A 26,987-nucleotide genomic window follows, 5' to 3' on the forward strand; every position below is an offset into this window, starting at 1 on the left:
TTTCGCCACGCCTTACCTATTCATAACAACAATAAGAGCACACCGATGAAGTCAACCATTCATGCAACTCGTACGCTATTGTCCACGGCTGTCGCCTTGGGTTGTTCCAGCCAATTGATGGCCGCACAGGGCGGTTTTATCGAGGATGCCAGCGCCACCTTGCAGGCACGCAATTACTACTTCAGCCGTGACTATTCGGACATTGTCGGCGCTAACCGGCAGTCGAAGGCCGAGGAGTGGGCCCAGGGCTTTATCCTCAACGCCAAGTCCGGTTACACCGCAGGGCCGATCGGTGTCGGCGTCGATGTCATCGGTCTGCTCGGACTCAAGCTCGACAGCAGCCCGGACCGGGTCAACACCGGCCTGTTGCCGGTGCACAGCGATGGCCGCGCGGCCGATGACTACAGCCGCCTGGAAGGCACGCTGAAGCTGCGTTACTCGAAGACCGAACTGCGCGTTGGCGAGCTGCAACCCAACTTGCCGGTGCTGGTTTTCAGTGACATCCGCCTGCTGCCGCCCAGTTACCAGGGCGCGAGCATCAGCTCCGCTGAGATCAATGGCTTGACGCTGCAAGGCGGCCATCTGAGCTCCACCCACCTGCGTAACGAGGCCGGCGACGAGAAGATGCAGGCCATGCTCGGCTACGTGCCCCAGCGCCAGGTCAGCAGTGACGCCTTCAACTATGGTGGTGGCGATTACGTCTTCAACGACAAACGCACCAGCGTCAGTGCCTGGTACGGGCAGCTGGAAGACATCTACCATCAAGGCTTCCTGGGCCTGAAACACAGCCAGCCCCTTGGCAGTTGGACCCTGGGCGCCAACCTCGGCTATTTCGACGCGAAGGAGGATGGCAAGAAGCTGTTGGGCAATATCGACAACCAGGCGTTCTTCTCCCTGCTGTCGGCCAAGTACGGCGGCCATACCTTCTACGTCGGCTACCAGGGCATCTACGGTGAAAGCGCGTTCCCTCGGGTATTTGCCAACATCTCGCCGCTGGGCAACGAAGTGCCGACCTATGAATTCGCCTCCACCGACGAGCGTTCCTGGCAGGCGCGCTACGACTACGACTTCGCTGCCCTCGGCGTGCCGGGACTGACCAGCACCGTGCGCTACATCACCGGCAACAACGTCGACACCGGCAAGGGCTTCGAAGGCAAGGACCGCGAACGCGACCTGGACCTCGGTTACGTCGTGCAGAGCGGGACCTTCGCAGGGCTGGGTGTCAGAGTGCGCAATGCCATGGCGCGCTCCAATTACCGCAGCGATATCGATGAGAACCGGCTGATCCTGAGCTACACCTGGACGTTGCTGTGAGTGAGGCGAGTATGAGCAATAAAGTCTGGGCGCAATTGGCCCTGTTTGCAGCGGGTGGCGCAGTTGTGCTGCTTGCTGTCGGCAACGGCATGCACCTGATGTATGCCGGCATTATCGACGTGTTGCTGCTGGCAGCGGCAGTGCTTTATCACCGTCAGCCAGTGCGGGTAGTCGAAGTGCCCGTGCAACGGGAACCAGATCTCGTGGAGTCCAGTGCGCCGGTCCCGCTACCGTCGCTGCAAGTGGTTGAGTCCGCTTGGCCGGGCACCCAGGTAAAGGTGGCACTCGAACACTTGACTCAAGTGGTGCTGCAAACCGAAGAAGACATGCGCTTTGCCGACCAGTTGGCGCGTGGCGCGGGCGAACGGGTACAGGCCAGTGCCGTGAGCATGCAGTCTTCGGCTGCCGTGCTGGGGGATCTTGATCAGTATCTGCAGCGCCTGGATCAGGTGTTCGATGAACTGGGCAGCCAGTCGGTACGCATCGGTGCGATTGTCGGCAGCATCCAGGACATCGCTCGGCAGACCAACCTGCTGGCGCTCAATGCCGCGATCGAGGCCGCACGGGCTGGTGACCATGGCCGGGGTTTTGCTGTGGTGGCGGACGAGGTGCGCAATCTGTCGCGCCAGGCAGCGGACTCCAGTGCGCAGATCCGGCAGATCGCCACAGGTCTGGAAAAGTCGGCACAGGATGCGCGTCAGGGCCTTGAACAGCTTACCGATTCGACGCGTTTGGGCCTGGACAAGGCCGAGGTCGCGTTGCAGTCGATGGGGGAGTTACGCAGTGGTGCGGTCGCCAGGCTGGAGGTGGTCGAGCGCATCATGCAGCGTTTGGCCAGTTTGCACGAGTTGGCACTGCAGGCAACCCGGATAGCGGTCTGAACAACGTGGCTTGCCGGTCTCTCAAACGCCCGAGCAAATGCCCATCACCTTGTAGGTCAACGTGTGCGTTTCACCCTGGTGGTCGATGTAGACCATGGTCGCCGGCACGACGTCGCATGCAGTCGAGGTATCGGTTACCGAGATGACCTTGGCGATATCCAGAGCTGGAGATGGTGTGACCGGGTTGCTTTCGGCGGCCATCACGGCGGTTGTGGTCAGGGCCAACAGTACACTCAACAAGGTCTTCATGTGGTTTCTCCGTGGCGTTTTGATGAGTGAATTTTATTCTTTTACAGGTTGGGATAAAGAGGGCTGTACTTGATGCTGCGTTACATCAGATGCAACAGTTATTGCCGTCGGAGGGTTCATGGATTTGCTTAACAGCCTGCGGGTATTTGTGCGTGTAGCCGACGCAGGCAGCTTTACCACCGCCGCACAGGCGCTGGACTTTTCCACGGCGCAAGTGTCTCGGCTGGTGGCTGATCTTGAGCAGCACGTGCAGGCACGCCTGCTGCAGCGCACCACCCGCCGGTTGAGCCTGACCGAAGCCGGCGAACGCTTCCTGTTGCGGGCGCGGCAAATACTCGACGACATGGCCGAGGCCACCGCAGAAGCGCGTGGCGCTCACCTGGAGCCCAATGGCCGGTTGCGTCTGCACTGTTTGACCGGGCTGGGCGTGCTGATGACGCCACTCATTGCCCGCTACTGCGAGCTCTATCCGGACGTGGTGGTTGAGTTGACCTTGTCGCAACGCAACCCCGACCCCCTTGAAGACGGGCACGACGTGGTCATCTCCATTGCCCAGGAACTGGCGGACTCACAATTCGTTGCCCAAGCGGTAGGGCGCATCTTCAGCATCCCTTGCGCATCGCCTGCGTACATCGCGCGTCGGGGCCTGCCCACCCATCCCGAACAACTGAATGAACACTGCTGCCTGCGCATGATCGACCCGTTGTACGGCGATGAGTGGGTTTTCCGTGACGAGCAGGGCGAGCATTCAGTGGTGCCCGGCAAGACCTTCCAGAGCAACGTTCCCGAGGCGATGGTCAATGCGTCGGAGGCCGGGATGGGCATCAGCCTGCTGCCGTTCTACACCGCAACCCGGTCGCTGCGCGAGGGCACGTTGCTGCGCCTGCTGGGCGACCATCGGCTCAGGGAGCGAAACGTCTATGCACTCTATCCTTCCAAGCGCTTTCTGGATGCCAAGGTGAGGACCTGGGTGGACTTTCTCAAGGCGGAGTTGCCTGGGCTTTTTTCCGGACATGAGATCACAGCGAATGATATTCGGTATTGGGCAGCAGGCTAGCTGAAAAGGCCAACATTCCGGGATGGAGTCTGGGTGATTGGCCGCCGCGCTGTTTCGTTACTGCAAGGCCGATGAGCAAAAAAGCCTGGAGGCGTTTTTCTCGCGATACTGTTTGGGCGTCATGAACAGTTTTTCCTGAAACAGTCGGGTCATATGGCTTTGGTCCGAGAATCCACAATCCATGGCCACCGCCTTCAACGGAATGTCGCGCACAGTCGACAGGATCCGCTCGGCCTTTTTCAAGCGGCGCGACTGAACGTACTGATGGGGAGAGACCCCGTATACAGCCCCAAATACTCGTACAAAGTACGACGGGCTCAGGTCGACGATGGCGGCCATTTCCTTGACCGAGATGGGGCAGGACAGATGTGAATCGATGTATTGCTGAAGCTGGTCGCGCTTGAGGTTTGTCAGGCGAGACGCTTGATCGCTGTCTCTGAGGTCACACCGCACGTACTGACGCAGCAGATGAATGCACATCTGTATTTCCAGCGTCTGGGCGAAGATGCTGCTCCCCGGTTCGCCACTCAGGCACTCCATTTCATAGGTAGCCATGAGTCTGGAGAGCTTCGCGTCGTTGACGAGCGGGCAGTGGTCGACAAAAACGCCGTCAACATCCTGTTGAAAGACTTCATTGGCGACTTTGGCCATCATAGCTTGCGAAATGTAGATATGACTGACTTCGATATCGTTCATCCAGTACCACCTGGATGATTCACCTCGGGTCAAAATGGTGACGTCGTTATCGCCAACGGACCATTTTTGCCATTGCTTGCCATCGTGGAAGCCCAAATTTGACGTGCCCGATTTCCATCTCACCAGCTCGTAATCGCGCATGCACGGGATGCTGACTTCGGTTTTGTCAAAGCGGTAGCCCCGAATCGACACGCCATTATCAGGTGCGGTCTCAACGGTTCCCTTGATCGTTACTTCACCAGGGATAACGTCCAGCATTTTTTCTGGCGTTAGCAGGATGGCACTCATCACAACTCCCTTTTTATTTGTATTGGCTGTGGAGTTTTTATCAGTACTTAGCGGCTTTTGAGCGTTGAAGGCGTCGAGAACACAGATATAAAAATTAACACATCCTTCTAATTTGTACGCAATACAGGCTTGCCATCGATCGGGGGAATTTCCACCGCTCGTCTGGCAAGCCGTTTCTTACTGCGCTTGGATTTCGTGGTCACCCGGCCCGGTCAAGTCCGGTCGCCAGCGGCGCAGGTGAGTGTGATGCTCATAGGCTTGCGATGAGGGGTAAGTCACTAATTCAATCGTGCTTCCCCAAGGGGTGCGGGTGTACACGTAGCGATTACCTGGTCCGGCGTCACCACCCGGGAGGTCGCCGGGTCGGCTGAGCAGAATGCCGCCGGCCTTCTCGAGGCGATTGGCAGCTGCATCGATATCGTCAACGTAGATGCAGATGTGCTGAATACCAAAGTCGCTCGGAACGATCGGCTGCAACTGCTGGACGCCAGTGTAGGAAAACAGCTCCAGGTTGGGGCCGTTGCCCAGACGCAGCATCCGGATTGAAGCAATGACTGCACCAGGCGGAATGCCGAGTCCCGCTTCTACCTCAGGCCCTCCCAGGGGCGCGTCGAGCATGTCGTAAAGCTTCTCGGCACCAAAGGCCTCGATGAAGAATCGGGTTGCCGCTTCCATATCGGGAACGGTGATGCCTACGTGTTCAATTGCACGAACATTCATGCCAACTCTCCTATTTTCGCCGCCGCCCAGAAACCGGATTGGGTCGCCTCATACATCCGCCCACCGCGGGACCTTGTACCGATGCTGTGGACGCGAATGTCATCGACCGACTCCTCCAGAACCGTTGAAGGCACACGGGCGGTCGCCATTACTACGTAACCATTATCAGGCACCTTTGCTGCTGTGTTGATCGAAACGTCCAGATGCTTGAGAAGGCCGGCGAGATGCTCGCGCTGCATATCATTGGTATCGATACCCACGCTATCCGCGGGTGAAACAAGGCTGACCTTTTTGCCTTGCTCCGCCAGCCATAGGGCAGCGAACATTGCCGCCTCGGTTTCACCAAACACTGTGACCTCGTCCGTCACAGGCAAATTGGCGCTTGCCAGCATATCGGCCACATCCGGGCCGCGATCCTTCGCAACTGTACCGGTCGCAAGCAGTACGGTGTCCCATGGGCTCAGGTCCAAGTCAGCTGCATCGGTATTGAGATGAACGTCGACGCCTACGCGTTCGAGTTCGCTCTCGTAAAACGCAATCATGTTCTTGACCTCCATGCGAAACGGGCTCGCGGCTGCCCACGCATGGAGCTGGCCGCCGATGCGGTCCGCTCTCTCGACCAACCTCACACTATGGCCACGCTCGGCAGCCAGTATCGCGGCCTCACAACCGGCCGGACCGCCACCGACAATCAATACTCGCTCCTGTCTGGAAGCAGGGCGGCGAGCATCACTTGCGCGACGTTCCTGTCCGAGGGTCGGATTGATCACGCACTGGGTGCCTTTGCCGTTGAACATCCACCGCGAGATGCATTCATTGACCGCCAGGCAGCGGCGGACACTTTGCGGTTGCCCGCGCCGTGTCTTGTTGACTGTTTCGGGGTCCGCCAAGCCCGATCGACCCAGGGCCACAAAGTCGAGTTCGCCGTCAGACACCGCTTGTGCCATCTCGTCGAACAGCCAGGTAAGTCGACCGACACCGATCACCGGGATGGAGACACGCTGTTTCACCAGCTTGGCGTAGTTGACTAATGATCCTGGCGGGACCATCGGCAGCAACGTCATCGCGGTGTCGTAGTTCCCGGCACTGACATCCAGGGCGTCAACGTAAGGCTCGAGCATTTCGCAAAAGGCCAGGCCATCTTCCAGTGAGAGACCGCCCTCGTAAGGCTCCATCACGCTGAGCCGATACAGGATCGGATAATCCGCACCGACCTGTTCGCGGATCCCACGCACGACTTCGAGGGCGAAACGGGCACGGTTTTCCAGGGAGCCGCCCCAGCGGTCGGTGCGTTTGTTTGTGAAAGGGGAGAGAAACTGGCCGAGCAGATAGCCATGTGCACCGTGCAGCTCAACGGCATCGAAGCCAGCGGCCACCGCACGTCGGGCGCCCTGGACATACTTATCGATCAGTCCTGGAATTTCATGTTCTTCGATTGCACGCGGTGGGGTACCGAATGCGCTGGTGATACCGGCTGTCGGTGCCAGTGGTGGCTCGTTACGCTCTGTGTTGCTTTGGGAGTTCTGGCGCCCGGTGTGGTGCAGCTGCACGGCAATCTTCGCGCCTTCACCGTGGACCGCGTCGACCAGGTTGCTGAGTGCGCCAATGAACCTGTCATGGTCGATTCGCATCGGGTGACCCGCGGTGCGCCCGACCTCCCAATCGATAGAGGTATTCTCGGTGATGATCAGACCAACGCCGCCTCGGGCGCGGGCTCTATGGTATTCGATGAGCTTATCGTCAACCTCACCGAAGGTGCTGGCGAACTGAGTGAAGATCGGTGCTTGCACGAAGCGATTGCGCAACTGCAAGGTGCCAATACGTCCGGGTTGGTAAAGCGCCGCGGCAGGGCCGTCTGAAATCACAAGGTTTCGGATGTCTGGGTGTGCCATTGCCATCTCCTCATTATTTTTTTTGTTTGAGGTTCAAGCATGGAATGAGTGCCGGCATGAGTATTGAACATTCATGTCGAGGCGTTGAAGAATCCTGCCTTGGCGTCGTAGCGGTACTTGTTCAGGTGGCTTAGTCCGAAAACAACTCGAACATCAGTTGGCGAAGCCAACGATTGGCGGGGTCTTTGTTATAGCGTGCGTGCCAGAACAGGTTGATTTCGATGTTCGGCAGTTCCACAGGCGTCGGTAGAACCGCGAGGCCAAACGGTTGTTCGCAACTGCTGGCGAATCGTTCAGGCACTGTTGCCACTAAGTTGGTGCGTTGAAGGATGTGGCCAACTGCAACAAAATGGGGGACTTCCAGGCGAATGTTGCGCTCGATGCCGGCCCGCGCCAGAAACGTATCGACTTCGCCGTGTCCTGTGTTCGCCGCTACCACGCGAACGTGCTCATAACTGCAAAAACGCTCAAGCGTTAACGGTTCCCGGGTAGCGGGGTGATCCTTACGGCACATGCAGACGTAGCGATGGTGAAACAGGCGCTGCTGAAAAAATCCGGCTTGCAGGTGTGGCAGTAATCCAACGGCGAGGTCGATCGCACCGTTTTGCAACCCTTCAGCCAGGGTATCGGATGTGTTGCGCAGCGTGCTGATCGAGCAGCCCGGCGCGCGTTCAGCCAGCGCGTCCATCAGCCGTGGCATGAAGTAGATTTCACCAATGTCGGTCATTGCCATGGTAAATCGGCGATTGCTGTTGAGCGGGTCGAACGTATCCTGTCGGCTCAGTGCATCGCGTAAGGTCTGAATGGCCAGTGCGACGGGTTCGGCCAACTGCCGGGCATAAGGTGTGGGCTCCATTCCCTGATAAGTACGCACGAAAAGCTCGTCGTTCAAGGCGACACGCAGGCGTTTCAAGGCATTGCTGACAGCGGGCTGGGTCAGATCGAGATTATCCGCCGCGGTCGATACCCGCCGGTCAACCAGCAGTTGGTTGAATACCAGCAGAAGATTGAGGTCAAGCTCACGTAATTCCATAACGCCTCGTGCAGATTGCGCGCTCATGAGGGCAATAGATCTTTGCCTATTATTGGGTCTGCACCGCTCTGAAATCGCCGCTGCAAGACTCCAAAGCCTAACAAGTGCCACACGGCCGCGTCCATCGCGAGATATACAGGGCTTCCGCTCGCCCTCGATCTTTATTCACGTTCGAAATAGCTGGTATTCGACTAGCTGCATTTATCACGGCAGATGGCTTGGCCATTATCGATTCTGCAGGAGCGCAGAGTGAAATTCACATTGGCTGAATGAAAGGACGCGGACATCAAAAAATGCAATAACAAAAATAATAAAGGCTTGGCATGCACAAAAATACAAGAGCGTTTGCTAACTGCTCATTCCCTTGCTTGCTGGTAGCAGCCTCTGCGTCAGTTGCGCAAGCTGATAACTTGGTTCTTCCACCCGCCGCCAGTATTCCATGGGGAGATAACCCCATTTATCTCGCCGATCCTGAAATACGTGAATCGGATTTCCTCGGCCGCATTCGTTATATCCCGCTTTCGGATAATGCCAAGGATTACCTGTCTATTGGTGGTGAGATTCGCTACCAATTCCAGGACTATGAACATGCATTATTAGGGGTTGGAGGAGCGAGTAACCCCAACAGCATGCTTCAGCAGCGTTTGAGAATCAGTGGTGACCTCAACTTGAGTAATGGCTTGCGGGTGTTTGCTGAACTTGGCGATAACCGCGAGTTTCAGGCAGAGCGCGTCAGTCGATTCAATCGAGATAAGACGGATATTCAGCAAGGGTTTGTCGAACTGACCTCCGGTGACCCTGCTCACGGTACCGTTCAACTGCGTGCCGGCCGATTCGTGATGCCACTTGGCAGCGTCCGCCTGGTCGGCCTGCGCGAAGGGGCCAATGTTCGCTATACCTATGACGGCGCCAAGTTAACCTGGTCCACGCCGAGCAAGTCGCGTTGGGAGTTAATTTCCGTCAGCCCTACGCAGATTGATCCGTTGGAATTCGATGATCAGCGTGACAAGACCCAAGACTTTTCCGGACTGTATGGCACCAATGTATGGAGCCCGGCAGGCGGCCAGGTCGACCTCTACACCTATACCTTCGGGCGCGACAGGGCGACCTATACCAGTAGCTCCGGCAGCGAACGACGCAACAGCTACGGCGCACGTTTCTACGGCCAGCAGTCGGAATGGGATTATGACGTCGAAGCCGTTTTGCAAGGCGGTAGCAGCGCCGGGCAAAGCATTCGCGCCTGGGGAGTGATGTCTCAGGCCGGGTACACCTTCAATGACATGAAGTATTCGCCTCGACTTGGGGTTCGGGCAAACGCGTTCAGTGGCGATGATGATCCTAAGGACAACACATTGGGCGACTTCGTGGCTCCTGCACTTGCCTCCGGCCTGGTGTTCACTGATGCAAATTGGTTCACCGCCACCAACATGATCAATATTGCACCTGTTGTACTTTCTTTAAAGTTTTCCCCGGATGTCAAAGCTGAAATCAATGTTGACTACCTGATGCGCGAGAGCACCAGCGACGGCATTTATTATTTGCCCACCAGCGCTCCTTATGCGCCAGCTCAAGGTGATGCGCGGCATGTGGCAACCAATACCAACTTCATTTTCGATTGGCGACTTAATCGATTCACTACTGTGCATGCCATGTATACCCATGTGCAGGCGGGGCAAGCGCTGGAGGATATTGGCGGAAAAAACTCTGATTATTTCGGGGTCTACACCCAGTTTGTATTTTGACGGGTGCGCAGACTGTGCGGTCAAAAAAAATAATGGAGAGATGCAATGCGTGAAGTATTCATACCAAATTTAATCTGCTCACTGGCTCTGGCGGGTGGCATAAGCCTTCTCGCTGCTCCTGCAAGTAACGCCGCTCCCATCGACAAAGGCCTGCGGCCCAACATCGTTTTGATTGTCGCCGATGACATGGGGTATTCCGACCTGAGTGCCTTCGGTAGTGAGATCAAAACGCCTAACCTGGACGCTATAGCCAATCAGGGCGTAATCCTGAGTAATTACCACACGGCGCCTACTTGCTCCCCAACGCGCTCCATGTTGATGAGCGGAACCGACAACCACATCGCAGGTGTCGGCACCATGGCTGAACTGGTACTGCCTGAACAAAAGGGAAAGCGCGGTTATGAGGGCTACCTGACCGATCGGGTGGTCGCTTTTCCCAAACTGCTGCAGGCCAATGGCTACCGGACAATGATGGTCGGCAAATGGCATATGGGCAGAACCCCTGAGCTGAGTCCCGTTGCGCGGGGATTCGACCAGTCCTTTGCCCTCATCGAAGGATCGGCCGATCACTTCACCCAGGGCGGAACAACGGATAAGAATCCCAAGGCCACCTATCGACTCAACGGCCAAGAAATAGAACTGCCGAAGGATTTCGGTTACTCGTCTGATTACTTCACTTCTACTGCAATCAAACAAATAGGTTCAGGTAACAGCGATAAACCGTTTTTTGCTTATTTGGCTTACACCGCTCCCCACTGGCCATTACAAGTCCCGGCTGCCTATCAAGAGCGATATCGTGGGTTTTACGATAAAGGGTATGCCTCCATCGCGCAGGCCCGACTTGAGCGGATGAAGGCCAAGGGCCTGGTTGCCGGTGATGTGCAGATCAACCCGGGACCCGATGTCTGGCCTGGCTGGGAGAAGCTCTCGACCAAAGAACAACAACTGGAAGCGCGCCGGATGGAAATTTATGCCGGCATGATCACTAATCTTGACGACAACATCGGACGCCTGGTCAAACACCTGAAAGACACCGGGCAGTATGACAACACTGTGTTCGTGTTTTTTTCCGATAACGGCGCGGAAGGAAGCAACCCCGAAGACGTAACGCCAAACAATGGCAAATGGATTGCCGAACACTTCGACAACTCACTCAACAATATTGGCAAGCCCGGGTCATTCAGCGGCTACGGTCCCAACTGGGCGCGAGTGAGTTCAACACCTTTCAGAATGTACAAGGCATTCACCTATGAGGGAGGCATTCGTACTGCTGCGTTCATCAAGGGGCCAGGCATGCGTCACGGAGAAATTTCCGATACCTACATGAGCGTCAAAGACATCGCCCCTACGTTTCTGGAGCTTGCACAGATCAACCATCCCTCCACTGAAGATGCGAGGGTTACGAAAATGCAGGGAAGCTCGGCACTGGGCTTTCTAAAAAAGAACCAGGCCAGCGTACATCCTGCAGATGAAGTCCAGTGCACTGAGTTATTTGGCCGGGTCTCGCTGATTCAGGAGAACTGGAAAATGACCTTCAGCAATGCGCCTTGGGGCACAGGTCAATGGGAGCTGTTCGACATCCGGAAAGATCCCACCGAGTTACACAATCTTGCGGCTCAACAACCACAGGTCACTCGCTCGCTGTTGAACCAATGGCAACAATGCCAGGCCCGCAACGGGATCGAATGGGATACCGAACTCGCCACAAAAATTCGATTCGGCAATGAAATCAAGCATTACGAGACGGCAGATGAACAATCACGTTGACGCCGGTCTGGTTGATCGCAACGGGGCGGCCCTGATCAGAATTCCTGAGGGCCGATTTCTGATGGGATCTCAAGATCACTACCCTGAAGAAAGCCCCGTGCGCTGGGAGGAGATCACTGGATTTTTCATGCATGCCACTCCCGTCACCAACGCCATGTTCGCTGCGTTTATCGCCAGCACAGGTTATGTGACTCAAGCAGAACGGTGTCTGGCGACAGAAGACTATCCCGGCGTCGCACCGGACCTGTTGCAGCCGGCATCGCTGGTATTCATGCCGCCCGACGGCCCGGTTCAACTGGACGATGTGAGCCGTTGGTGGTCATTGGTTCCGGGCGCCGACTGGCGTCACCCGCTGGGGCCCGACTCGAACCTGCAAGGTCTCGACCAGCATCCGGTGGTCCATGTTGGCCTCGAAGATGCGCATGCTTATGCCCAGTGGGTGGGTTGCGAACTGCCCACCGAAGCGCAATGGGAATTTGCCGCTTGGGGAGGGCGAACAGGCAGCGAGTTTGTCTGGGGCGATCAACTTGTGCCGGATGGACGCCACATGGCCAACATCTGGCAGGGGGATTTTCCCTGGCGCAACCTTGCTCTGGATGGGTACGACCGGACCTCGCCAGTGGGCGCATTTCCTGCCAATGGTTACGGGCTGCAGGACATGATCGGTAATGTCTGGGAATGGACAATCACGCCATTCAACAATCCCGGGCAGGGTAGCGGTAAGCCTTCCTGCTGTGCCAAAGGCGGTGGCGAGAAAAACATGAGGGTGCTCAAAGGTGGTTCCCATCTTTGCGCCCCGGATTACTGCCGGCGCTACCGCGCGCCCGCCCGTTCACCCCAAGCCCCGGATACCACCAGTTCGCATATTGGTTTCAGATGCGTACGCCGATGAGCTTTATTCACGGTCGAAATAATCAGTATTCGCCTGGCTGCATTTATCCCGGTTGTGGGTTTGCCCATGATCGAGCCAATGCCCGGGTATGAGTGCATCTGCATTTCACCCTTAGGCACGTGCAGTAACCGGAGGCGCCAGATCCTCCGGCTCTATAACAATGACAAGAAGAGCGAAGCCATGCGTACGATAGATGTGTCAGCCCTGATTGACGGGGCACGGTTCAATGCCTTCCATGCGCGCGTACTGTTCTGGTGCGCGCTGATCATCATTTTCGACGGTTACGATCTGGTCATCTATGGGGTCGTGCTGCCCTCATTGATGTCCGAGTGGGGCCTCAGTTCGTTGCAGGCTGGTGCGCTGGGCAGTTGCGCGTTGGTGGGCATGATGCTGGGGGCACTGTTTTTCGGTTCACTGTCCGATCGTATAGGTCGACGCAAAACCATCATGATGTGTGTCGCCATCTTCAGTGGCGTCACAGCGATCAACGGCTTGGCGCAGAGCCCGGAGGCGTTTGCGTTGTGCCGGTTTATCGCCGGTCTTGGGATCGGCGGGGTGATGCCCAACGTTGTGGCGTTGATGAACGAGTACGCGCCAAAGAAATCCCGTAGCACCCTGGTGGCGATCATGTTCAGCGGCTACTCGTTGGGCGGAATGCTATCGGCAGGCCTGGGCATGGTGCTCATCCCGCAATGGGGATGGCAAGCCGTGTTCTATGTAGCGCTGATCCCTCTGATGGCCTTGCCTTTTTTAATACGCCAATTGCCTGAGTCGATGGATTTTCTACTGCGCACCGGGCAGTCCGTGAAGGCTCAAAATCTATTGGCACAAGCCGAGCCGTCTTACGTACCCACTCCCAATGACCAGTTGAACCAGATGGTCGCCAAAGGCACGAAAGTGTCGATTGCGCAGCTGTTCCAGGGCGGGCGCAAGGTGAACACTTTCATGCTGTGGCTCGCGTTTTTCTGTTGTTTGCTGATGGTTTACGCACTGAGTTCCTGGCTGCCGAAACTGATGACGGCCGCAGGCTATGGATTGAACTCCAGCCTGGCGTTTCTGCTGGCACTAAACGTCGGCGCGATTATTGGCGCAGTGGCCGGTGGGTGGCTGGGGGACCGCATTGGAATCGCCAAGGTCTTGTTCGCGTTTTTCAGTTGTGGAGCGTTAGCCCTGAGCCTGTTGGCGCTCAAGGCGCCGTTACCCGTTCTTTATGTTCTTATCGCCATCGCCGGGGCCTGCACCATTGGTACGCAAATCCTGGCCAACGCTTGCACCGTGCAGTATTACCCCGCGCAAATAAGGTCTACCGGGCTTGGCTGGGCAATGGGTGTCGGGCGAACCGGAGCCATCATCGGTCCGCTGCTGGGTGGGGCACTGCACGCTTCATCTCTGCCGCTGCAGGCCAGCTTTCTTATCTTCGCCATACCAGGATTGGTAGGGGCCATCGCCATTCTGGTGTTTCTGATTCAGAACGCTCCAGGCCGTCAGGCTGCTTTATCCCGGCAACCGGCGCAGTAACCCTTGCAGCAAAAGACGAGCCCCGGGAGGGCTCGTCGGCCGATGACTGTTCGACCTGACGAGTAATATTCACACCCATGATGGAGTGTATGGGAGTTGCGGTATTTATCAATAGCGCTCGGATGGCGATGATTTGCTTACTCCAATAACAATCAGCCTCATGGGTAACTTGCTATGCGTACTTCTCAATCCAAACTGCAAATCGGCATTGTTGGCGGCGGTATCGCCGGCGTGGCTCTGGCCCTGGACCTTTGCCGTCATTCCCACCTCGACGTGCAATTATTCGAATCGGCGCCTGCCTTTGGCGAGGTCGGAGCGGGTGTCTCGTTCGGCGCCAACGCCGTTCGTGCCATTGCGGGCCTGGGTATTGCCGAACCCTACCGCAAGATTGCCGACCAGACGCAGGATCCTTGGCAGGACATCTGGTTCGAATGGCGTCGTGGTGAAGATGCCGGTTATCTGGGCGCAAGCCTGGCCGAAGGGGTAGGGCAGTCATCGGTACACCGTGCTGACTTCCTCGATGCGCTGGCCAGCCAGTTGCCGGACGGTATCGCTCAATTCGGCAAGCGCGCCGTCAGCGTGGAGCAGGATGCCCAACAGGCTCGCGTCGTGTTCACCGATGGCACTGAGCATCGCTGCGACCTGTTGATCGCCGCGGACGGTATCAAGTCATCGATTCGTGATCATGTGCTCAACGGTCTTGGCCAACCCCTGGTGGCGCCGCGTTTCAGTGGTACCTGCGCCTATCGCGGGATGATCGACAGCCAACAACTGCGCGCGGCCTACCGGGCCCGGGGTGTCGATGAACACTTGATCGACGTCCCGCAGATGTACCTGGGGCTTGATGCTCATATCCTCACGTTCCCTGTCAAACAAGGCCGGCTTATCAACGTTGTTGCCTTCATTTCCGATCGCAGTCGTCCTGATCCAACCTGGCCAAGTGATGCTCCGTGGGTACGCAATGCCAGCCAGGAAGAAATGCTCTCTGCCTTCAACCATTGGGGAGACGCTGCTCGGGTTCTGCTCGAATGCATTCCATCCCCCACCCTTTGGGCGCTGCATGAACTCGATGAGTTGCCAGGTTACGTGCACGGCCGCGTGGGTCTGATCGGCGATGCTGCGCATGCGATGTTGCCACACCAGGGCGCCGGCGCAGGTCAAGGCCTGGAAGACGCCTGGCTTCTGGCGCGCTTGCTGGCGGATCCGCAGGTCCTGGACAGCCAGCCACAGGCGGTGCTCGCAGCCTACGACGCCATCCGTCGCCCCCGTGCCTGCCGTGTGCAGCGTACCTCCTGGGAAGCCGGTGAGCTTTATGAAATGCGTGATCCAGCTGTGGCCAATGACGAACAACTGCTGAGCAAAACCCTCGCCGAGCGTTTCGACTGGCTGTGGAATCACGACATGCAGTCCGACCTTCAAGAAGCCCGTGCCCAGTTGGGCTGGCGAGCAGTCGCCTAATGATTTGAACCGACACGCGCGAAGGGAGCACCTAGCGACTCTCTTCGTGAGTGCATACCAATAAGATCAGGTGAATCGAAATGACAGTGAAAATTTCTCAACTGCCGCAATTGCAGCAATTCTTCCGAGAAGCCTCTGGGCTGGACAACAATGCAGGCGATCCGCGCCACAAGCAGATCGTCTTTCGGTTGCTGCAGGAAGTCGCCCGAGTGATCGAAGATCTGCAGATCAGCGACGATGAATTCTGGGGCGCCGTGGACTACGTCAACCGCCTGGGCGCCAAAAACGAAGCAGGTTTGCTGGTCGCCGGGCTTGGCATCGAACACTTCCTTGATCTGCTGGCCGATGCCAGGGACGCCGAAGTGGGTCGTACCGGTGGCACCCCACGGACAATTGAAGGCCCGTTGTACGTCGCCGGCGCTCCGCTGTGCGAGTACCAAACTCGAATGGATGATGGAACCGAGGATGGCACAGCAACGGTGATGTTTCTGGAAGGGCGTGTAACCGACCTGAACGGCCAGCCGATCGCTGGGGCCACCGTGGATTTGTGGCAAGCCAACACCCAGGGCAACTACTCCTACTTCGACAAGAGCCAGTCTGAATTCAACTTGCGTCGCCGGATTCTCACCGACGCCAATGGTTGCTACCGGGCTCGCAGCATCGTGCCTTCGGGCTACGGTTGCGATCCAGCCGGCCCGACTCAGGAATGCCTCGATCACTTGGGCCGCCACGGTCAGCGACCCGCGCATATCCACTTTTTCATTTCTGCCCCTGGGCATGAACATCTGACCACCCAGATCAATCTGTCGAATGACAAGTACCTGTGGGACGACTTCGCCTATGCGACGCGTGACGGATTGATCGGTGAAGTTCGCTTTGTGGAAGACGAGGAACGAGCCGCCGCCATGGGTGTGGCAGGGCGCTTCGCCGAGATGACATTCAATTTCAGCCTGCGTCCGGCCGCCAGCGAACAAGCAACCCATCGCAGCCAACGCCCGCGTGCGTTGCAGTCTGCCTGACCAACTGACGTTCACTCGACGTCGACGAACCACTTCAAGGAGACAACGATGTCCCGGACTGATGCACAATCGATGAACATCCGTGCCGCAGTATTGCGCACCTCGGGAGCCCCTTTGCAAATTGAGGATGTCTTGCTCGAGGCTCCTCGGCCAACCGAAGTGCGCGTTCGTGTGGTCGCTACAGGTGTTTGCCACACTGACATGGTGGTGCGTGATCAGCTGTTTCCCACTCCTCTGCCCATCATCCTCGGTCATGAAGGTGCCGGTGTCGTCGATGCAGTCGGTTCTGCCGTGACGACCGTACAACCGGGCGATCACGTGGTCATGACGTACATGTCGTGCGGTCTTTGCCTGCCTTGCGAAACGGGCCACCCGGCACACTGCACACACATGCACCCGTTGAACTTTGGTGGTGGCCGGCTTGATGGCAGCACCTCCGCTTGCGCATGTGGCAGCGACCACGCCATCCACGACCATTTCTTTGGTCAATCCTCGTTTTCCACATACACGATCGCCAATGAGCGCAACGTCGTCAAAGTCCCCAAGCAGGCACCATTGGAACTCTTGGGACCGCTGGGTTGTGGCATTCAGACGGGCGCAGGATCAGTGCTCAATGCACTCAAGGTCGAGGCCGGATCGAGCTTCGCCGCCTTTGGTGCAGGGGCGGTCGGGCTGGCGGCGGTCATGGCGGCGAAGGTCGCTGGCGCTACGACCATCATTGCTGTGGACGTCACTGCGAGTCGGCTGGAACTGGCGCTAGAACTGGGAGCGACCCATGTCATCAATAGTCGCGAAGAGGATCCGGTTCAACGCATCCAGGCCATCACTCAGGGCGGTGTCAATTACAGCCTTGAATGCTCCGGTCGCTCCGAGGTGTTGCGCCAGGCGATCGATTCAGTCACCACGCTGGGTACCTGTGGCATCGTCGGTGCTACCAAAATGGGTACCGAGGTCGCCTTCAATATCAACGACGTGATGATTCCCGGCAAACGCATCATGGGCATCGTGCAAGGCGATGTCGTTGCCAATGCTTTTATTCCGAAGCTGGTTGATCTGTTCCTCCAGGGCCGATTCCCCTTCGACAAGCTATGCAAATTTTACGAATTCGATGAGGTGAACCAGGCGATGGCCGATAGCGAGCGCGGTGTCACCATCAAACCGATTCTGCGTATGCCAGTCCCTGCTTCGGTCTAACTTTTTCGATCTGCCAAGGAACCAGCAATGACCGTTCAAATCGTAATAGACAATCAAAAGCTCGATGCCTCCAATGGCAAGACATTCCAGCGCATCGATCCGCTCAGTGCCGCGACCGTGAGTGTAGGTGCAGCCTGCAGCGTCGAGGACGCCATCCGTGCTGCCGAGTCTTCCCAGAGCGCTTTTCAAACATGGTCAAAAACCGGGCCAACCGAACGCCGCCGTATACTGCTAGCGGCAGCCGATGCCCTGGAATCGAAAATGGCGCAGTTCTGCTCGGTCATGGCCGAGGAGATTGGCGCTTCGCAACTCTGGGCACAATTCAACGTGGGAGCATCGGCCAACCTGCTGCGTGAAGCTGCAGCCCTGACCACACAAATCAAAGGCGAAACCATACCTACCGACAAGCCCGGCGCACTGTCGATGACGTTGCGCCAACCGGTGGGCGCCGTACTGAGTATCGTGCCTTGGAACGGGCCGGTCATTCTTGGCGCACGGGCTATTGCCTACCCACTGGCGTGTGGCAATACGGTGATCTTCAAGGGTTCTGAAAGCAGTCCACGTACGCATGCGTTGCTGGCCGAAGCCTTTTACGATGCCGGTTTGCCGGCGGGTGTATTGAACTTTCTGATCAGCGCGCCAGAAGACGCGTCTGCGGTGACTGAAGCACTGGTCGCTCATGACGTTGTGCGTCGAGTGAATTTCACCGGTTCGACCAAGGTCGGCCGCATGATCGCCCAGACGTGCGCCAGTCATCTCAAGCGCTGCCTCCTGGAACTGGGTGGTAAAGCACCTTTTGTTGTTCTGGACGATGCGGATATCGACGGAGCAGTCAACGCGGCCGTTTTCGGAGCCTTCCTTTATCAGGGTCAAATCTGCATGTCGACCGAGCGTTTCGTGGTCGATGAAGCGGTTGCCGAGCAATTCGTTTCTCGTTTTGCAGAACGCGTAAAGTCGCTGGAAACGGGCGTTCCATCGACGTCGCCAAGTTGCGTGATAGGCCCGATGATCGGCCAGGGCTCGGTACAACGGATCAATCATTTACTCGACGACGCCATCGGCAAGGGCGCTGTCATCGTGGCTGGCGGCCTGGCGGAAAATGCCTTGATGGGCCCGACGCTGGTCGATCGGGTTACCCGTGAGATGTCGATTTACGACGAAGAGACCTTTGGGCCCGTTACAACGATCGTACGGGTGAAGGGTGCTGAGCAAGCACTGGAGGTCGCCAACGACACCGCCTACGGACTCTCCTCTTCAATCTTCAGTCGCGATGTGACACGGGCATTGGAGTTGGCTGGCCGACTGGATGCTGGCTGCGTACACATCAATGGCGCCACCGTGCAAAACGAGCCGCAGGCCCCTTACGGCGGAATGAAGAAAAGCGGCTACGGACGCTTCGACGGCAGTGCAGTCATTGAAGAGTTTACCGAGGTCAAGTGGGTCACGGTTGAACCTTCCAACCAGCCGTACCCTTTCTAAGTTTGAAACCGGCGCGTAATGCGCCGGATTTTTTACCCCTCCGATGCCGAGCAATAGCAATCCTGCTGGGATTACAAAGCGTTACTGCTTTTGCGGGTCAAACTGCTTGTCCCTGATAAACAGCGCCGGAATCACGCCACAGATAAAGTAGGCCGCGCCCATGACCAGGAAACCCACGCCGATTGAACCGTGGGAGGCGAGGAACCCGATTGCAGCCGGCGCAATCGCTGCGCCCAGGCGCCCGATATTGTACGCACCGCCGACGGCGGACCCGCGAAACTTGGCCTCGAAGCTTTCGGTCATGTACGTGGCATTCACACCGTAAGGAATGCCATACAAAAAGCCGAACACCACCAGCATCCACAAGATGTTTTCCGGGCTTTGCAAGACCACGATCACCGGCAGGAATACCGCAGTCCCCAGGGCGCCAAAGGCAAATACGGTACGACGTCCGATACGATCAGCGGCCAGGCCAGCTAGAACTTTGCCGAGGATCATGGCGGTGTAGGTGCCGACCATATAGCCGGTCATGGATTTGAGATTCAGGCCCAATTCGCTTTCCAGGTACGTCGGCATCCAGTTGTTCACACCGTAGTAGCCGAACTGCAAAAAGCCGGCCGTCAGAGCCCAGAAAATAAACATCCTGCTAGCTTGTGGATCACTGAAAATCAGCTTGTACATGCTTTCGCGCTTTTTGGAGAGCAGGCTTTGGGTACCGGTGAGTTTGTTCCTGGCGCGTTCGGACTGAGCGTTGATCCAGGCCTGTGGTTCAGGCACGAAATGCTGCATCACCACAGCCAGGATCACCGGGATAATCGCGATGTAGAAAAGCCAGCGCCAACCGTGGCTAGGCAGTATCCAGCCCGCCAGCAGCGTCGCAACGATATACCCCACCGACCACCCTGCCTGTAGCGTGCCGAGTACAGTTGTGCGGTAGCGGGTGGGCACGTATTCCGACATCAGCGTATTGCAAGCCACATACAGTGCCCCGATCCCCAGGGAGGCCACGAAACGGGTGATCGCGAATTGCCAATAACTATGCGTCAGGCCCAGTACCGCCGTGCCTACGGAAAACAGCGTGATACTCCAGACCACCGTTTTCACCCGACCGAAACGATCGCAGGCCCAGCCACCGTAGATTCCACCAATGGCCATCCCGGTTAAGGTGAAACTTCCCAGACTGCCGGCCTCAACGTTGCTCAGGCCGAACTCGGCCTTCAGACTGCTGAGGCTGTAGGAAAGCAGCATCAGATCGGCACCGTCGATCAGCAATCCAAGAAAACAGAAGATGAATACCAGCACCCAGGTACTGGTTTTGGCGTGCGAAGTCACGTTCGCCTGAGCTGCAGCGTCCATGGTGATACCTTTTTGTATTTATTGGAGGAGGGCACTTGAACCGGAAATTGAAAGCCCGTGACCTCAGCTTTGAGCGTCGCGAATCATGTTGCGCGCGATAACGATTTGCTGGATCTGGGTCGTGCCTTCGTAAATGCGGAATAGACGAACATCCCGATAGAAGCGCTCAATGGCGTATTCACTCACATAGCCGGCGCCACCATGAATCTGCACGCAGCGGTCGGCGACCCGACCGCACATTTCAGTGGAGAACATCTTGGCGCAGGAGGCTTCAGTGCTGACGTTACGTCCATCGTCACGCTTGCGTGCAGCATCCAGCACCATGCAACGACTTGCATAGATTTCAGCCTTGCTGTCAGCGAGCATGGCCTGGATCAGTTGAAACTCGGCGATCGGTTTGCCGAACTGTTTGCGCTCCATTGCGTAGCGCAAGGCATCGTCGAGCATTCGCTCAGCAGCACCAATACTCAGGGCTGCAATATGCAGGCGCCCCTTGTCGAGCACTTTCATGGCGGTCTTGAAACCTACGCCTTCGACACCTCCAATCAGTTGGCTGGCCGGGACACGTGCATTCTCGAATATGACGTCGCAGGTGTGTGCCCCCTTGTGACCCATTTTGTGGTCAGGCTTGCCCAGGGAAACACCGGGTGTGCCGCGCTCGACAATAAACGCGCTGATGCCGGCGGCGCCCTTGATCTCAGGGTTGGTTCGCGCCATCACCGTATAGATCCCGGCGTGCGGGGCATTGGTGATGAAGCGCTTGGTGCCATTGAGAATGTAGCTTTTGCCGTCGCGCATGGCGGTGGTTTTGAGTGACGCGGCGTCTGAGCCAGCATCTGGCTCAGTCAGGCAGAAGGAACTGAGCAACTCGCCGCTGGCCAGTTTTGGCAGGTAGTGATGCTTCTGCTCGTCAGTGCCGTCCAGGAGGATACCGATGGAGCCGATACCGTTATTGGTCCCGATATAGGAGCGAAACGCCGGCGAAGTGCGGCCCAGTTCGAAGGCAATATTGACCTCTTCCTCCATCGTGACACCCAAGCCACCAAACTCTTCCGGAAGCGTCAGGCCAAACAAGCCCATTTCCCGCATCTGCCCGACGATGTCCTGGGGGATTGCGTCGGTGTCAGCTACCTCATTTTCCCGGGGGATCAGCACTTCGCTGACGAACTGACGAAGAGAATCCAACAGAATCTGCAGGGTTTCGGTATCACGGATCATGTGCGCTCCTGAGGCTCGCAAGCGAGCCGTTTTGTTAGAGCGCCGTTACTCCGTTGCGTCAGCGAGCAGCGGCGCCAATGTTATTGACCATATTGATCAGGCGAGGCCCGATATCGTCCATGAGCTGTTCACGGGGAAGCTGAAAGCTCGGTCCACCGCAGTTGAAGGTCAGTAACCCGTACTGCGGGTGCAGCAATGGCACTGCAACGGAGTTGACGTCGCGGTGCCACTCACCGATCGACAGGCAGAAGCCGTAATCGGCGAAATCCCTGAAAGCTTTGTCCAGGCCCTTACGAATGGCTGGCCACTGCTCCGATTCGCGTTGGCGAATGTGATCGAGCAGAAACTCCCGCTCGGTTTCCGGCATTGCAGCAAGGCAGGCGCGACCCACCGAACTCTGTGCCAGCGGCAAATAACTGCCGATCTGACGACGCATGGTCATGTTGCCCTGGCCCTGGACTACATCCAGGTACACCATCTGCAGTCGGTCGCGGGCGGCCATGGCAACGGCCGCCTGAGCGTGGTTGGCCAACTCTTCCATTAAGGGATGAGCCACCGTGCGGATCGCCAGATTCGACAACATGGCGTAACCGAAACCCAATACACCCACGTCCAACTGATACTTGCCTGAATGCACTTCACGTTTGAGGCAGCCCAACCGCATCAGCGTATTGGTCAGACGCGTCACGGTCGGTTTCGGCAGCCCGGTCATTAGCGCCAGATCCTGATTGCCGAGTACGTTTTCGCGCGGGGTGAAACACCTCATCAATTCAAGCCCGCGAGCTAACGCCGTTACGAACTGGCCACCGCTTTCGTCTTCGCTCAGCGCGCTGGCGGGATCGAGCAGGCCCATCTTCAACAAGCCTATTTCATCTGCTCCTTTGGAATGGCCCATGACCTGGTGATCTGCCTTGTTGCGACCCATGGTAGAACCTCGCTTTCAAGAAATGCAAGAAAATAAAATATAGTTTCGCTAGGCGAAATTATATTTGCTGTCTTAAAAAAAACCAATCTATTTATTATTCAGGCGTAAATACCTGTAAACAAAGGACTAAACCAGATTTATTGGTTTTCCTGTTTACAGCGATTTAGAAGCGTATCTATGATTGATCGTAATTACGGTATTCAGTTTCGTATAGCGAAATACAAACAAGAGGTAGCTATGGACTCCCGACTCAACGCTGTAGTGGATCTGCACATTCGCGATGATGCCGTCGCTGTCGTACAGATCCAGCGGCCCGAGGCCAGGAACGCGCTCAACAGCGCAGTTCGCGAACAGCTGGCAGCAATCTTTCGCTCTTTGACCAGCAATGAGCAGGTGCGCGCGATCGTCCTCTCCGGTGGTGAACAGTGCTTTGTCGCCGGGGCCGACATCCGCGAGTTCGCCGAGGCCAGCCCTATCGAGATGTATCGCCGCCACACGGAGTACTTGTGGGAGGCCATCGCTCGTTGCCCTAAACCTGTGATCGCAGCGGTGAATGGTTTCGCCCTGGGAGGCGGCTGCGAATTGGCGATGCACTGCGACATCATCGTTGCCGGACAATCGGCGCGCTTCGGTCAACCGGAGGTCAAGCTTGGCCTCATGCCGGGAGCGGGTGGCACCCAGCGCCTGATTCGTGCAGTCGGCAAATTCCAGGCGATGCGTATCACGCTGACGGGCTGTCTGGTCCCAGCCCCCGAAGCGCTTGCCATAGGCATGGTCAGCGAAGTGGTGAGTGACGAACGCACAGTACCGCGAGCACTTGAGCTGGCTGCTGAAATTGCCGCCTTGCCGCCGCTGGCTGTCGCACAGATCAAGGAGGTGATGTTGCTGGGTGCCGACTTGCCCCTGGACAGCGCGCTGGCATTGGAGCGCAAGGCGTTTCAGTTGCTGTTCGATTCCAAGGATCAGAAAGAAGGTGCCAGTGCCTTCCTTGAAAAACGTAAAGCAACCTTCTCGGGAGAGTGATTCATGACACGCGAGATCAACCATATGGCGGTTGTGGGGGCTGGCATCATGGGCACCGGCATTGCCCAGATTGCAGCTCAGGCCGGTATTGAGGTCCTGCTGTTTGATAACCGCGAAGGCGCTGCCCAGTCAGCTCGCGATAACCTTGAACAGACGCTGAAAAAGCTGGTGGCCAAGGGCAAGGTCCTTGCCGCGGATGCACAGGCCACACTCGACCGCCTGCGGGTAGCGACCGCTCTGACCGAGCTCAAGGATGTCGACCTGGTCGTCGAAGCGATTATCGAACGCCTTGATGCCAAGCAGGGTTTGCTTGCACAACTTGAAGCGGTCGTCGGTGACGATTGCATACTGGCAACCAATACCTCTTCGCTGTCCGTGACTAGCATTGCGCGGAAATGTCGGCGCCCTGAGCGTGTCGCCGGGTTTCATTTCTTTAACCCGGTGCCACTGATGAAAGTCGTTGAGGTCATCGACGGTCTGGCCAGTGATCCGCAAGTGGGTGATCGCCTGCAGGCGTTGGCATCGCGCATGGGCCATCGTGGAATTCGTGCCAAGGACACGCCTGGTTTCATCATCAACCACGCGGGACGAGCCTACAGCACCGAGGCGTTGCAAATCCTCAAGGAGGGCGTGACTGAGCCCGCCGAAATCGACCGTATCCTACGCGAAGGACTGGGTTTTCGCATGGGGCCGTTGGAGTTGTTCGACCTTACGGCCCTGGATGTCTCGCATCCGGTGATCGAGTCTATCTACAACCAGTTTTACCAGGAGCCTCGATATCGCCCGGCAGCGCTGACGCGTCAGATGCTTGAGGCTGGTTATGTCGGTCGCAAGGTTGGGCGTGGTTTTTACCGATACGCCAACGGGCAAATGGTTGATGCCCCCCCGGCGCAGTCAGTGCCAGTCGTGGAGACTCTACCGCCGGTGTGGTTGGGTACCGAGAACGAGGTCGATCGTGCCAATCTGACTGCTTTGCTTGAGAAGTTAGGCGCGGAGGTAGAGCAGGGCGCCACACCGTCCAGCAAAGCACTCTGCCTGCTGGCGCCCTATGGTTTGGATGCTACCGGTGCAGCGGAACGCTTTGACACCGACCCGACGCGTACGGTCTGCATCGACCCGTTGCTCGACAGCGCTCGCTACCGCACGTTGATGCTGAACCCGGCGACCCGAGTCGACATGCGAAATGCCGCACATGCATTACTCGCTCGCGATGGCGTCGGCGTCAGCGTGATCAATGACAGCGTCGGCTTCGTCGCCCAACGCGTGCTGGCAATGATCGTCAATCTGGCTGGCGATATCGTCCAACAGCGAATCGCCAGCGTGGAAGACCTCGATGAAGGTGTTCGACGGGGGCTGGGCTATCCGCAGGGACCGTTGGCATGGGGCGACAGCATCGGCAGCAAGCGCTTGCTGACCATCCTGCAGCGCATGACCGAATTGACCGGGGATCCGCGTTACCGGCCGGGCCCCTGGCTGCGCCGACGCGCGACCCTCGGCCTGTCGCTGTGCCATGGCGAATGTCTACAAATAAAGGTGGTGTGAAATGGGTGCTTTGACTGGATACCGCGTGCTCGATTTGAGCCGTGTGTTGGCCGGTCCCTGGTGTGGCCAGACCCTGGCCGACCTGGGAGCCGAAGTCATCAAGATTGAACGACCGGGTGCGGGTGACGACACTCGTGGTTGGGGGCCACCATGGATGAAGGGCCAGAACGGTAAGACTACAAACGAAGCCTCCTATTACCAATCGACCAACCGTGGCAAGTTGTCGGTGGCGCTGAACCTGGCGAGCGCCGAAGGCCAGGAACTGGTGCGTGCGCTGGCTACTTCCTGCGATGTGCTGATCGAAAACTATAAAGCCGGCTCGCTGGCCAAATACGGGCTGGATTATGCCTCTTTGTCCCGGCTCAATCCGCGCCTGGTGTACTGCTCGGTGACCGGCTTCGGACAGACCGGGCCTCGGGCTGCAGAGCCTGGTTATGATTTCATCATCCAGGGGATCGGCGGGCTGATGAGTATCACCGGGGAGCGTGATGACCTACCCGGTGGCGGGCCGCAGAAAGTTGGCGTGGCGTTCTCTGACCTGATGACAGGGCTTTACTCGACGGTCGCTATTCAGGCTGCATTGCTCAGTCGCGAAAAAACCGGCGTCGGACAGCACGTCGATATGGCGCTGCTCGACGTTCAGGTCGCTACGCTGTGCAACCAGAGCCAGAACTTCCTGGCTTCCGGTAAATCTCCAGGTCGGTATGGCAACGCCCACGCCAACATAGTGCCGTACCAGGTGTTTCGCGCCAGTGACCAGGATTTCGTGATCGCCTGCGGCAACGACTCCCAGTTCGTTGCACTGTGCGAATCTATCGGTTTGGCGGACCTTTCTTCAGACCCTCGCTTTTCGCGCAATGCGGACAGAGTGACGAATCGGGAGGCGCTCATCGAGATGCTTGCGCAACACTTTCTCGCGGCTACCGCCGATGAGTGGGTGCGACGTATTCACCCGCAAGGCGTGCCAATAGGCGTGATCAACAGCATTGCCCAGGCGCTGGATGAGCCGCAGGTGAAGGCGCGCAACATGCTGGTGAACATCCCCCATCCGCTAAAGGCGGATTTCGTGACCGTGGGCAGCCCCATCAAGCTATCGGGGACGCCGGTGGAGTATCTGCGCCCGGCACCGATGTTGGGTGAACATACCGATGAAGTCCTCAAGCGTCAGTTGGGACTGGACGATGAACGCCTGATCGAGTTGAAGGCACGCGGCGTCATCGAACAACTGGGCGAACGCTGATATGCATGACCTCGCACGCCACCTGAGCTGCCGGGGCAATTTTACCATTGGAGCCTGTCATGAAAGTCCTTGTAGCCATAAAGCGCGTGGTCGACTACAACGTGAAAGTCCGCGCCAAGGCGGACAATTCCGGCGTCGATCTTGCCAACGTCAAGATGTCGATGAACCCGTTCTGCGAAATCGCAGTGGAAGAAGCCGTACGCCTGAAAGAACTCTCTATAAAAGAAGGGCGCGTTGCGACTGAAATCGTCGTCGTCTCCGTCGGCCCGTCCACCGCTCAGGAGCAACTGCGCACCGCGCTGGCTCTGGGTGCCGACCGTGCCATCCTCGTCGAATCCACCGAAGACCTGACGTCCCTGGCTGTTGCCAAGCTGCTGAAGGCTGTTGTCGACAAGGAACAGCCTCAGCTGGTGATCCTTGGCAAACAAGCCATCGACAGCGACAACAACCAGACGGGCCAGATGCTCGCTGCATTGAGCGGCTA

Annotated in this window: 22 protein-coding genes and 1 pseudogene; 15 read left to right on the forward strand and 8 right to left on the reverse strand. The window is 57.4% G+C overall.

Annotation, left to right across the window (positions count from 1 at the left end; all coding sequences use genetic code 11):
- Positions 1–45: 45 nt before the first annotated feature.
- Entirely contained in the window at positions 46–1,314 is a 1,269-nt protein-coding gene (locus tag PMI26_RS01275; protein WP_007980471.1) for an OprD family porin, read from the forward strand.
- Between the two features lie 479 nt (positions 1,315–1,793).
- Positions 1,794–2,195 (forward strand): annotated as a pseudogene (locus PMI26_RS32455) (methyl-accepting chemotaxis protein); the annotation flags it as partial.
- Between the two features lie 21 nt (positions 2,196–2,216).
- Here PMI26_RS32455 and PMI26_RS01270 read toward each other — a convergent pair.
- Entirely contained in the window at positions 2,217–2,444 is a 228-nt protein-coding gene (locus tag PMI26_RS01270) for a DUF2790 domain-containing protein (RefSeq protein ID WP_007980477.1), read from the reverse strand.
- Between the two features lie 118 nt (positions 2,445–2,562).
- Between PMI26_RS01270 and PMI26_RS01265 the strand changes: the two genes are divergently transcribed.
- Complete coding sequence (locus PMI26_RS01265; RefSeq protein WP_007980478.1) at positions 2,563–3,501, forward strand: LysR family transcriptional regulator; 939 nt, start codon at positions 2,563–2,565, stop codon at positions 3,499–3,501.
- Between the two features lie 57 nt (positions 3,502–3,558).
- Here PMI26_RS01265 and PMI26_RS01260 read toward each other — a convergent pair whose 3' ends face one another.
- The 4 genes from PMI26_RS01260 to PMI26_RS01245 all read right to left on the reverse strand — a co-directional run bounded on the left by PMI26_RS01260 (position 3,559) and on the right by PMI26_RS01245 (position 8,130).
- A complete protein-coding gene (locus PMI26_RS01260; RefSeq protein ID WP_007980479.1) occupies positions 3,559–4,485 on the reverse strand; it encodes a helix-turn-helix domain-containing protein in 927 nt (308 codons plus the stop codon).
- Positions 4,486–4,662: 177 nt separating this feature from the next.
- Complete coding sequence (locus tag PMI26_RS01255; protein ID WP_007980480.1) at positions 4,663–5,205, reverse strand: VOC family protein; 543 nt, start codon at positions 5,203–5,205, stop codon at positions 4,663–4,665.
- Positions 5,202–7,097 carry an oxidoreductase gene (locus tag PMI26_RS01250; RefSeq protein WP_007980481.1) on the reverse strand — a complete coding sequence of 632 codons (1,896 nt, stop codon included), beginning with the start codon at positions 7,095–7,097 and terminating at the stop codon, positions 5,202–5,204. Before PMI26_RS01250 ends, PMI26_RS01255 begins: the two co-directional genes overlap by 4 nt.
- Positions 7,098–7,227: 130 nt before the next feature.
- Positions 7,228–8,130, reverse strand: coding sequence for a LysR family transcriptional regulator (locus PMI26_RS01245; RefSeq protein ID WP_007980482.1), 903 nt, complete (start codon positions 8,128–8,130; stop codon positions 7,228–7,230).
- Positions 8,131–8,453: 323 nt separating this feature from the next.
- Here PMI26_RS01245 and PMI26_RS01240 point away from each other — a divergent pair, with 323 nt between their 5' ends.
- The 8 genes from PMI26_RS01240 (at position 8,454) to PMI26_RS01205 (ending at position 19,199) form a co-directional block, all read left to right on the forward strand.
- A complete protein-coding gene (locus PMI26_RS01240; protein ID WP_007980483.1) occupies positions 8,454–9,872 on the forward strand; it encodes an alginate export family protein in 1,419 nt (472 codons plus the stop codon).
- A 45-nt stretch (positions 9,873–9,917) separates the two neighbouring features.
- Complete coding sequence (locus PMI26_RS01235; protein ID WP_007980485.1) at positions 9,918–11,639, forward strand: arylsulfatase; 1,722 nt, start codon at positions 9,918–9,920, stop codon at positions 11,637–11,639.
- The gene (locus PMI26_RS01230; protein ID WP_007980486.1) at positions 11,623–12,531 is read left to right on the forward strand and encodes a formylglycine-generating enzyme family protein; all 909 of its coding nucleotides are present in this window, start codon (positions 11,623–11,625) and stop codon (positions 12,529–12,531) included. Before PMI26_RS01235 ends, PMI26_RS01230 begins: the two co-directional genes overlap by 17 nt.
- A gap of 180 nt (positions 12,532–12,711) precedes the next feature.
- The gene (locus tag PMI26_RS01225) at positions 12,712–14,049 is read left to right on the forward strand and encodes an MFS transporter (RefSeq protein ID WP_007980490.1); all 1,338 of its coding nucleotides are present in this window, start codon (positions 12,712–12,714) and stop codon (positions 14,047–14,049) included.
- 174 nt (positions 14,050–14,223) lie between these two features.
- A complete protein-coding gene (gene salA / locus PMI26_RS01220) occupies positions 14,224–15,507 on the forward strand; it encodes a salicylate 1-monooxygenase (protein WP_007980493.1) in 1,284 nt (427 codons plus the stop codon).
- An 80-nt stretch (positions 15,508–15,587) separates the two neighbouring features.
- Positions 15,588–16,526 carry a catechol 1,2-dioxygenase gene (catA, locus tag PMI26_RS01215; RefSeq protein ID WP_007980495.1) on the forward strand — a complete coding sequence of 313 codons (939 nt, stop codon included), beginning with the start codon at positions 15,588–15,590 and terminating at the stop codon, positions 16,524–16,526.
- Positions 16,527–16,574: 48 nt separating this feature from the next.
- Positions 16,575–17,720 carry an NAD(P)-dependent alcohol dehydrogenase gene (locus PMI26_RS01210; RefSeq protein WP_007980496.1) on the forward strand — a complete coding sequence of 382 codons (1,146 nt, stop codon included), beginning with the start codon at positions 16,575–16,577 and terminating at the stop codon, positions 17,718–17,720.
- Between the two features lie 27 nt (positions 17,721–17,747).
- Positions 17,748–19,199: an aldehyde dehydrogenase gene (locus PMI26_RS01205; RefSeq protein WP_007980497.1), complete on the forward strand. Its 1,452-nt coding sequence runs from the start codon at positions 17,748–17,750 to the stop codon at positions 19,197–19,199.
- Between the two features lie 81 nt (positions 19,200–19,280).
- On the opposite strand, the gene PMI26_RS01200 is transcribed toward PMI26_RS01205, so the two are convergent.
- The 3 genes from PMI26_RS01200 to PMI26_RS01190 form a co-directional block, all read right to left on the reverse strand.
- Complete coding sequence (locus PMI26_RS01200) at positions 19,281–20,555, reverse strand: MFS transporter (RefSeq protein ID WP_007980498.1); 1,275 nt, start codon at positions 20,553–20,555, stop codon at positions 19,281–19,283.
- A 63-nt stretch (positions 20,556–20,618) separates the two neighbouring features.
- Positions 20,619–21,773: an acyl-CoA dehydrogenase family protein gene (locus PMI26_RS01195; RefSeq protein ID WP_007980499.1), complete on the reverse strand. Its 1,155-nt coding sequence runs from the start codon at positions 21,771–21,773 to the stop codon at positions 20,619–20,621.
- A 58-nt stretch (positions 21,774–21,831) separates the two neighbouring features.
- Positions 21,832–22,698 carry an IclR family transcriptional regulator gene (locus PMI26_RS01190; RefSeq protein ID WP_007980500.1) on the reverse strand — a complete coding sequence of 289 codons (867 nt, stop codon included), beginning with the start codon at positions 22,696–22,698 and terminating at the stop codon, positions 21,832–21,834.
- A gap of 237 nt (positions 22,699–22,935) precedes the next feature.
- Between PMI26_RS01190 and PMI26_RS01185 the strand changes: the two genes are divergently transcribed.
- From PMI26_RS01185 to PMI26_RS01170, 4 genes are all read left to right on the forward strand, one after another.
- Positions 22,936–23,721 (forward strand): enoyl-CoA hydratase, encoded by a 786-nt coding sequence (locus PMI26_RS01185; protein ID WP_007980501.1) that lies wholly within the window; start codon positions 22,936–22,938, stop codon positions 23,719–23,721.
- A gap of 3 nt (positions 23,722–23,724) precedes the next feature.
- A complete protein-coding gene (locus PMI26_RS01180; RefSeq protein ID WP_007980502.1) occupies positions 23,725–25,263 on the forward strand; it encodes a 3-hydroxyacyl-CoA dehydrogenase in 1,539 nt (512 codons plus the stop codon).
- Between the two features lies 1 nt (position 25,264).
- The gene (locus PMI26_RS01175; protein WP_007980503.1) at positions 25,265–26,503 is read left to right on the forward strand and encodes a CaiB/BaiF CoA transferase family protein; all 1,239 of its coding nucleotides are present in this window, start codon (positions 25,265–25,267) and stop codon (positions 26,501–26,503) included.
- A gap of 59 nt (positions 26,504–26,562) precedes the next feature.
- Positions 26,563–26,987, forward strand: a 425-nt coding sequence (locus PMI26_RS01170) for an electron transfer flavoprotein subunit beta/FixA family protein (RefSeq protein ID WP_007980504.1), incomplete at its 3' end; no start/stop codon positions are given.

Source organism: Pseudomonas sp. GM33, assembly GCF_000282295.1.
Taxonomy (GTDB): Bacteria; Pseudomonadota; Gammaproteobacteria; order Pseudomonadales; family Pseudomonadaceae; genus Aquipseudomonas; species Aquipseudomonas laurylsulfatiphila.

Excerpts from the sequence above, each read along its gene's own strand:
- PMI26_RS01260 (WP_007980479.1), bottom strand. The coding sequence starts at position 4,485 with ATGAGTGCCATCCTGCTAACGCCAGAAAAAATGCTGGACGTTATCCCT.
- PMI26_RS01270 (WP_007980477.1), bottom strand. The coding sequence starts at position 2,444 with ATGAAGACCTTGTTGAGTGTACTGTTGGCCCTGACCACAACCGCCGTG.
- PMI26_RS01230 (WP_007980486.1), top strand. The coding sequence starts at position 11,623 with ATGAACAATCACGTTGACGCCGGTCTGGTTGATCGCAACGGGGCGGCC.
- salA (WP_007980493.1), top strand. The coding sequence starts at position 14,224 with ATGCGTACTTCTCAATCCAAACTGCAAATCGGCATTGTTGGCGGCGGT.
- PMI26_RS01180 (WP_007980502.1), top strand. The coding sequence starts at position 23,725 with ATGACACGCGAGATCAACCATATGGCGGTTGTGGGGGCTGGCATCATG.
- PMI26_RS01225 (WP_007980490.1), top strand. The coding sequence starts at position 12,712 with ATGCGTACGATAGATGTGTCAGCCCTGATTGACGGGGCACGGTTCAAT.
- PMI26_RS01250 (WP_007980481.1), bottom strand. The coding sequence starts at position 7,097 with ATGGCACACCCAGACATCCGAAACCTTGTGATTTCAGACGGCCCTGCC.
- PMI26_RS01200 (WP_007980498.1), bottom strand. The coding sequence starts at position 20,555 with ATGGACGCTGCAGCTCAGGCGAACGTGACTTCGCACGCCAAAACCAGT.
- PMI26_RS01235 (WP_007980485.1), top strand. The coding sequence starts at position 9,918 with ATGCGTGAAGTATTCATACCAAATTTAATCTGCTCACTGGCTCTGGCG.
- PMI26_RS01265 (WP_007980478.1), top strand. The coding sequence starts at position 2,563 with ATGGATTTGCTTAACAGCCTGCGGGTATTTGTGCGTGTAGCCGACGCA.
- catA (WP_007980495.1), top strand. The coding sequence starts at position 15,588 with ATGACAGTGAAAATTTCTCAACTGCCGCAATTGCAGCAATTCTTCCGA.
- PMI26_RS01185 (WP_007980501.1), top strand. The coding sequence starts at position 22,936 with ATGGACTCCCGACTCAACGCTGTAGTGGATCTGCACATTCGCGATGAT.
- PMI26_RS01205 (WP_007980497.1), top strand. The coding sequence starts at position 17,748 with ATGACCGTTCAAATCGTAATAGACAATCAAAAGCTCGATGCCTCCAAT.
- PMI26_RS01240 (WP_007980483.1), top strand. The coding sequence starts at position 8,454 with ATGCACAAAAATACAAGAGCGTTTGCTAACTGCTCATTCCCTTGCTTG.
- PMI26_RS01245 (WP_007980482.1), bottom strand. The coding sequence starts at position 8,130 with ATGGAATTACGTGAGCTTGACCTCAATCTTCTGCTGGTATTCAACCAA.
- PMI26_RS01190 (WP_007980500.1), bottom strand. The coding sequence starts at position 22,698 with ATGGGTCGCAACAAGGCAGATCACCAGGTCATGGGCCATTCCAAAGGA.
- PMI26_RS01175 (WP_007980503.1), top strand. The coding sequence starts at position 25,265 with ATGGGTGCTTTGACTGGATACCGCGTGCTCGATTTGAGCCGTGTGTTG.
- PMI26_RS01195 (WP_007980499.1), bottom strand. The coding sequence starts at position 21,773 with ATGATCCGTGATACCGAAACCCTGCAGATTCTGTTGGATTCTCTTCGT.
- PMI26_RS01275 (WP_007980471.1), top strand. The coding sequence starts at position 46 with ATGAAGTCAACCATTCATGCAACTCGTACGCTATTGTCCACGGCTGTC.
- PMI26_RS01210 (WP_007980496.1), top strand. The coding sequence starts at position 16,575 with ATGTCCCGGACTGATGCACAATCGATGAACATCCGTGCCGCAGTATTG.
- PMI26_RS01255 (WP_007980480.1), bottom strand. The coding sequence starts at position 5,205 with ATGAATGTTCGTGCAATTGAACACGTAGGCATCACCGTTCCCGATATG.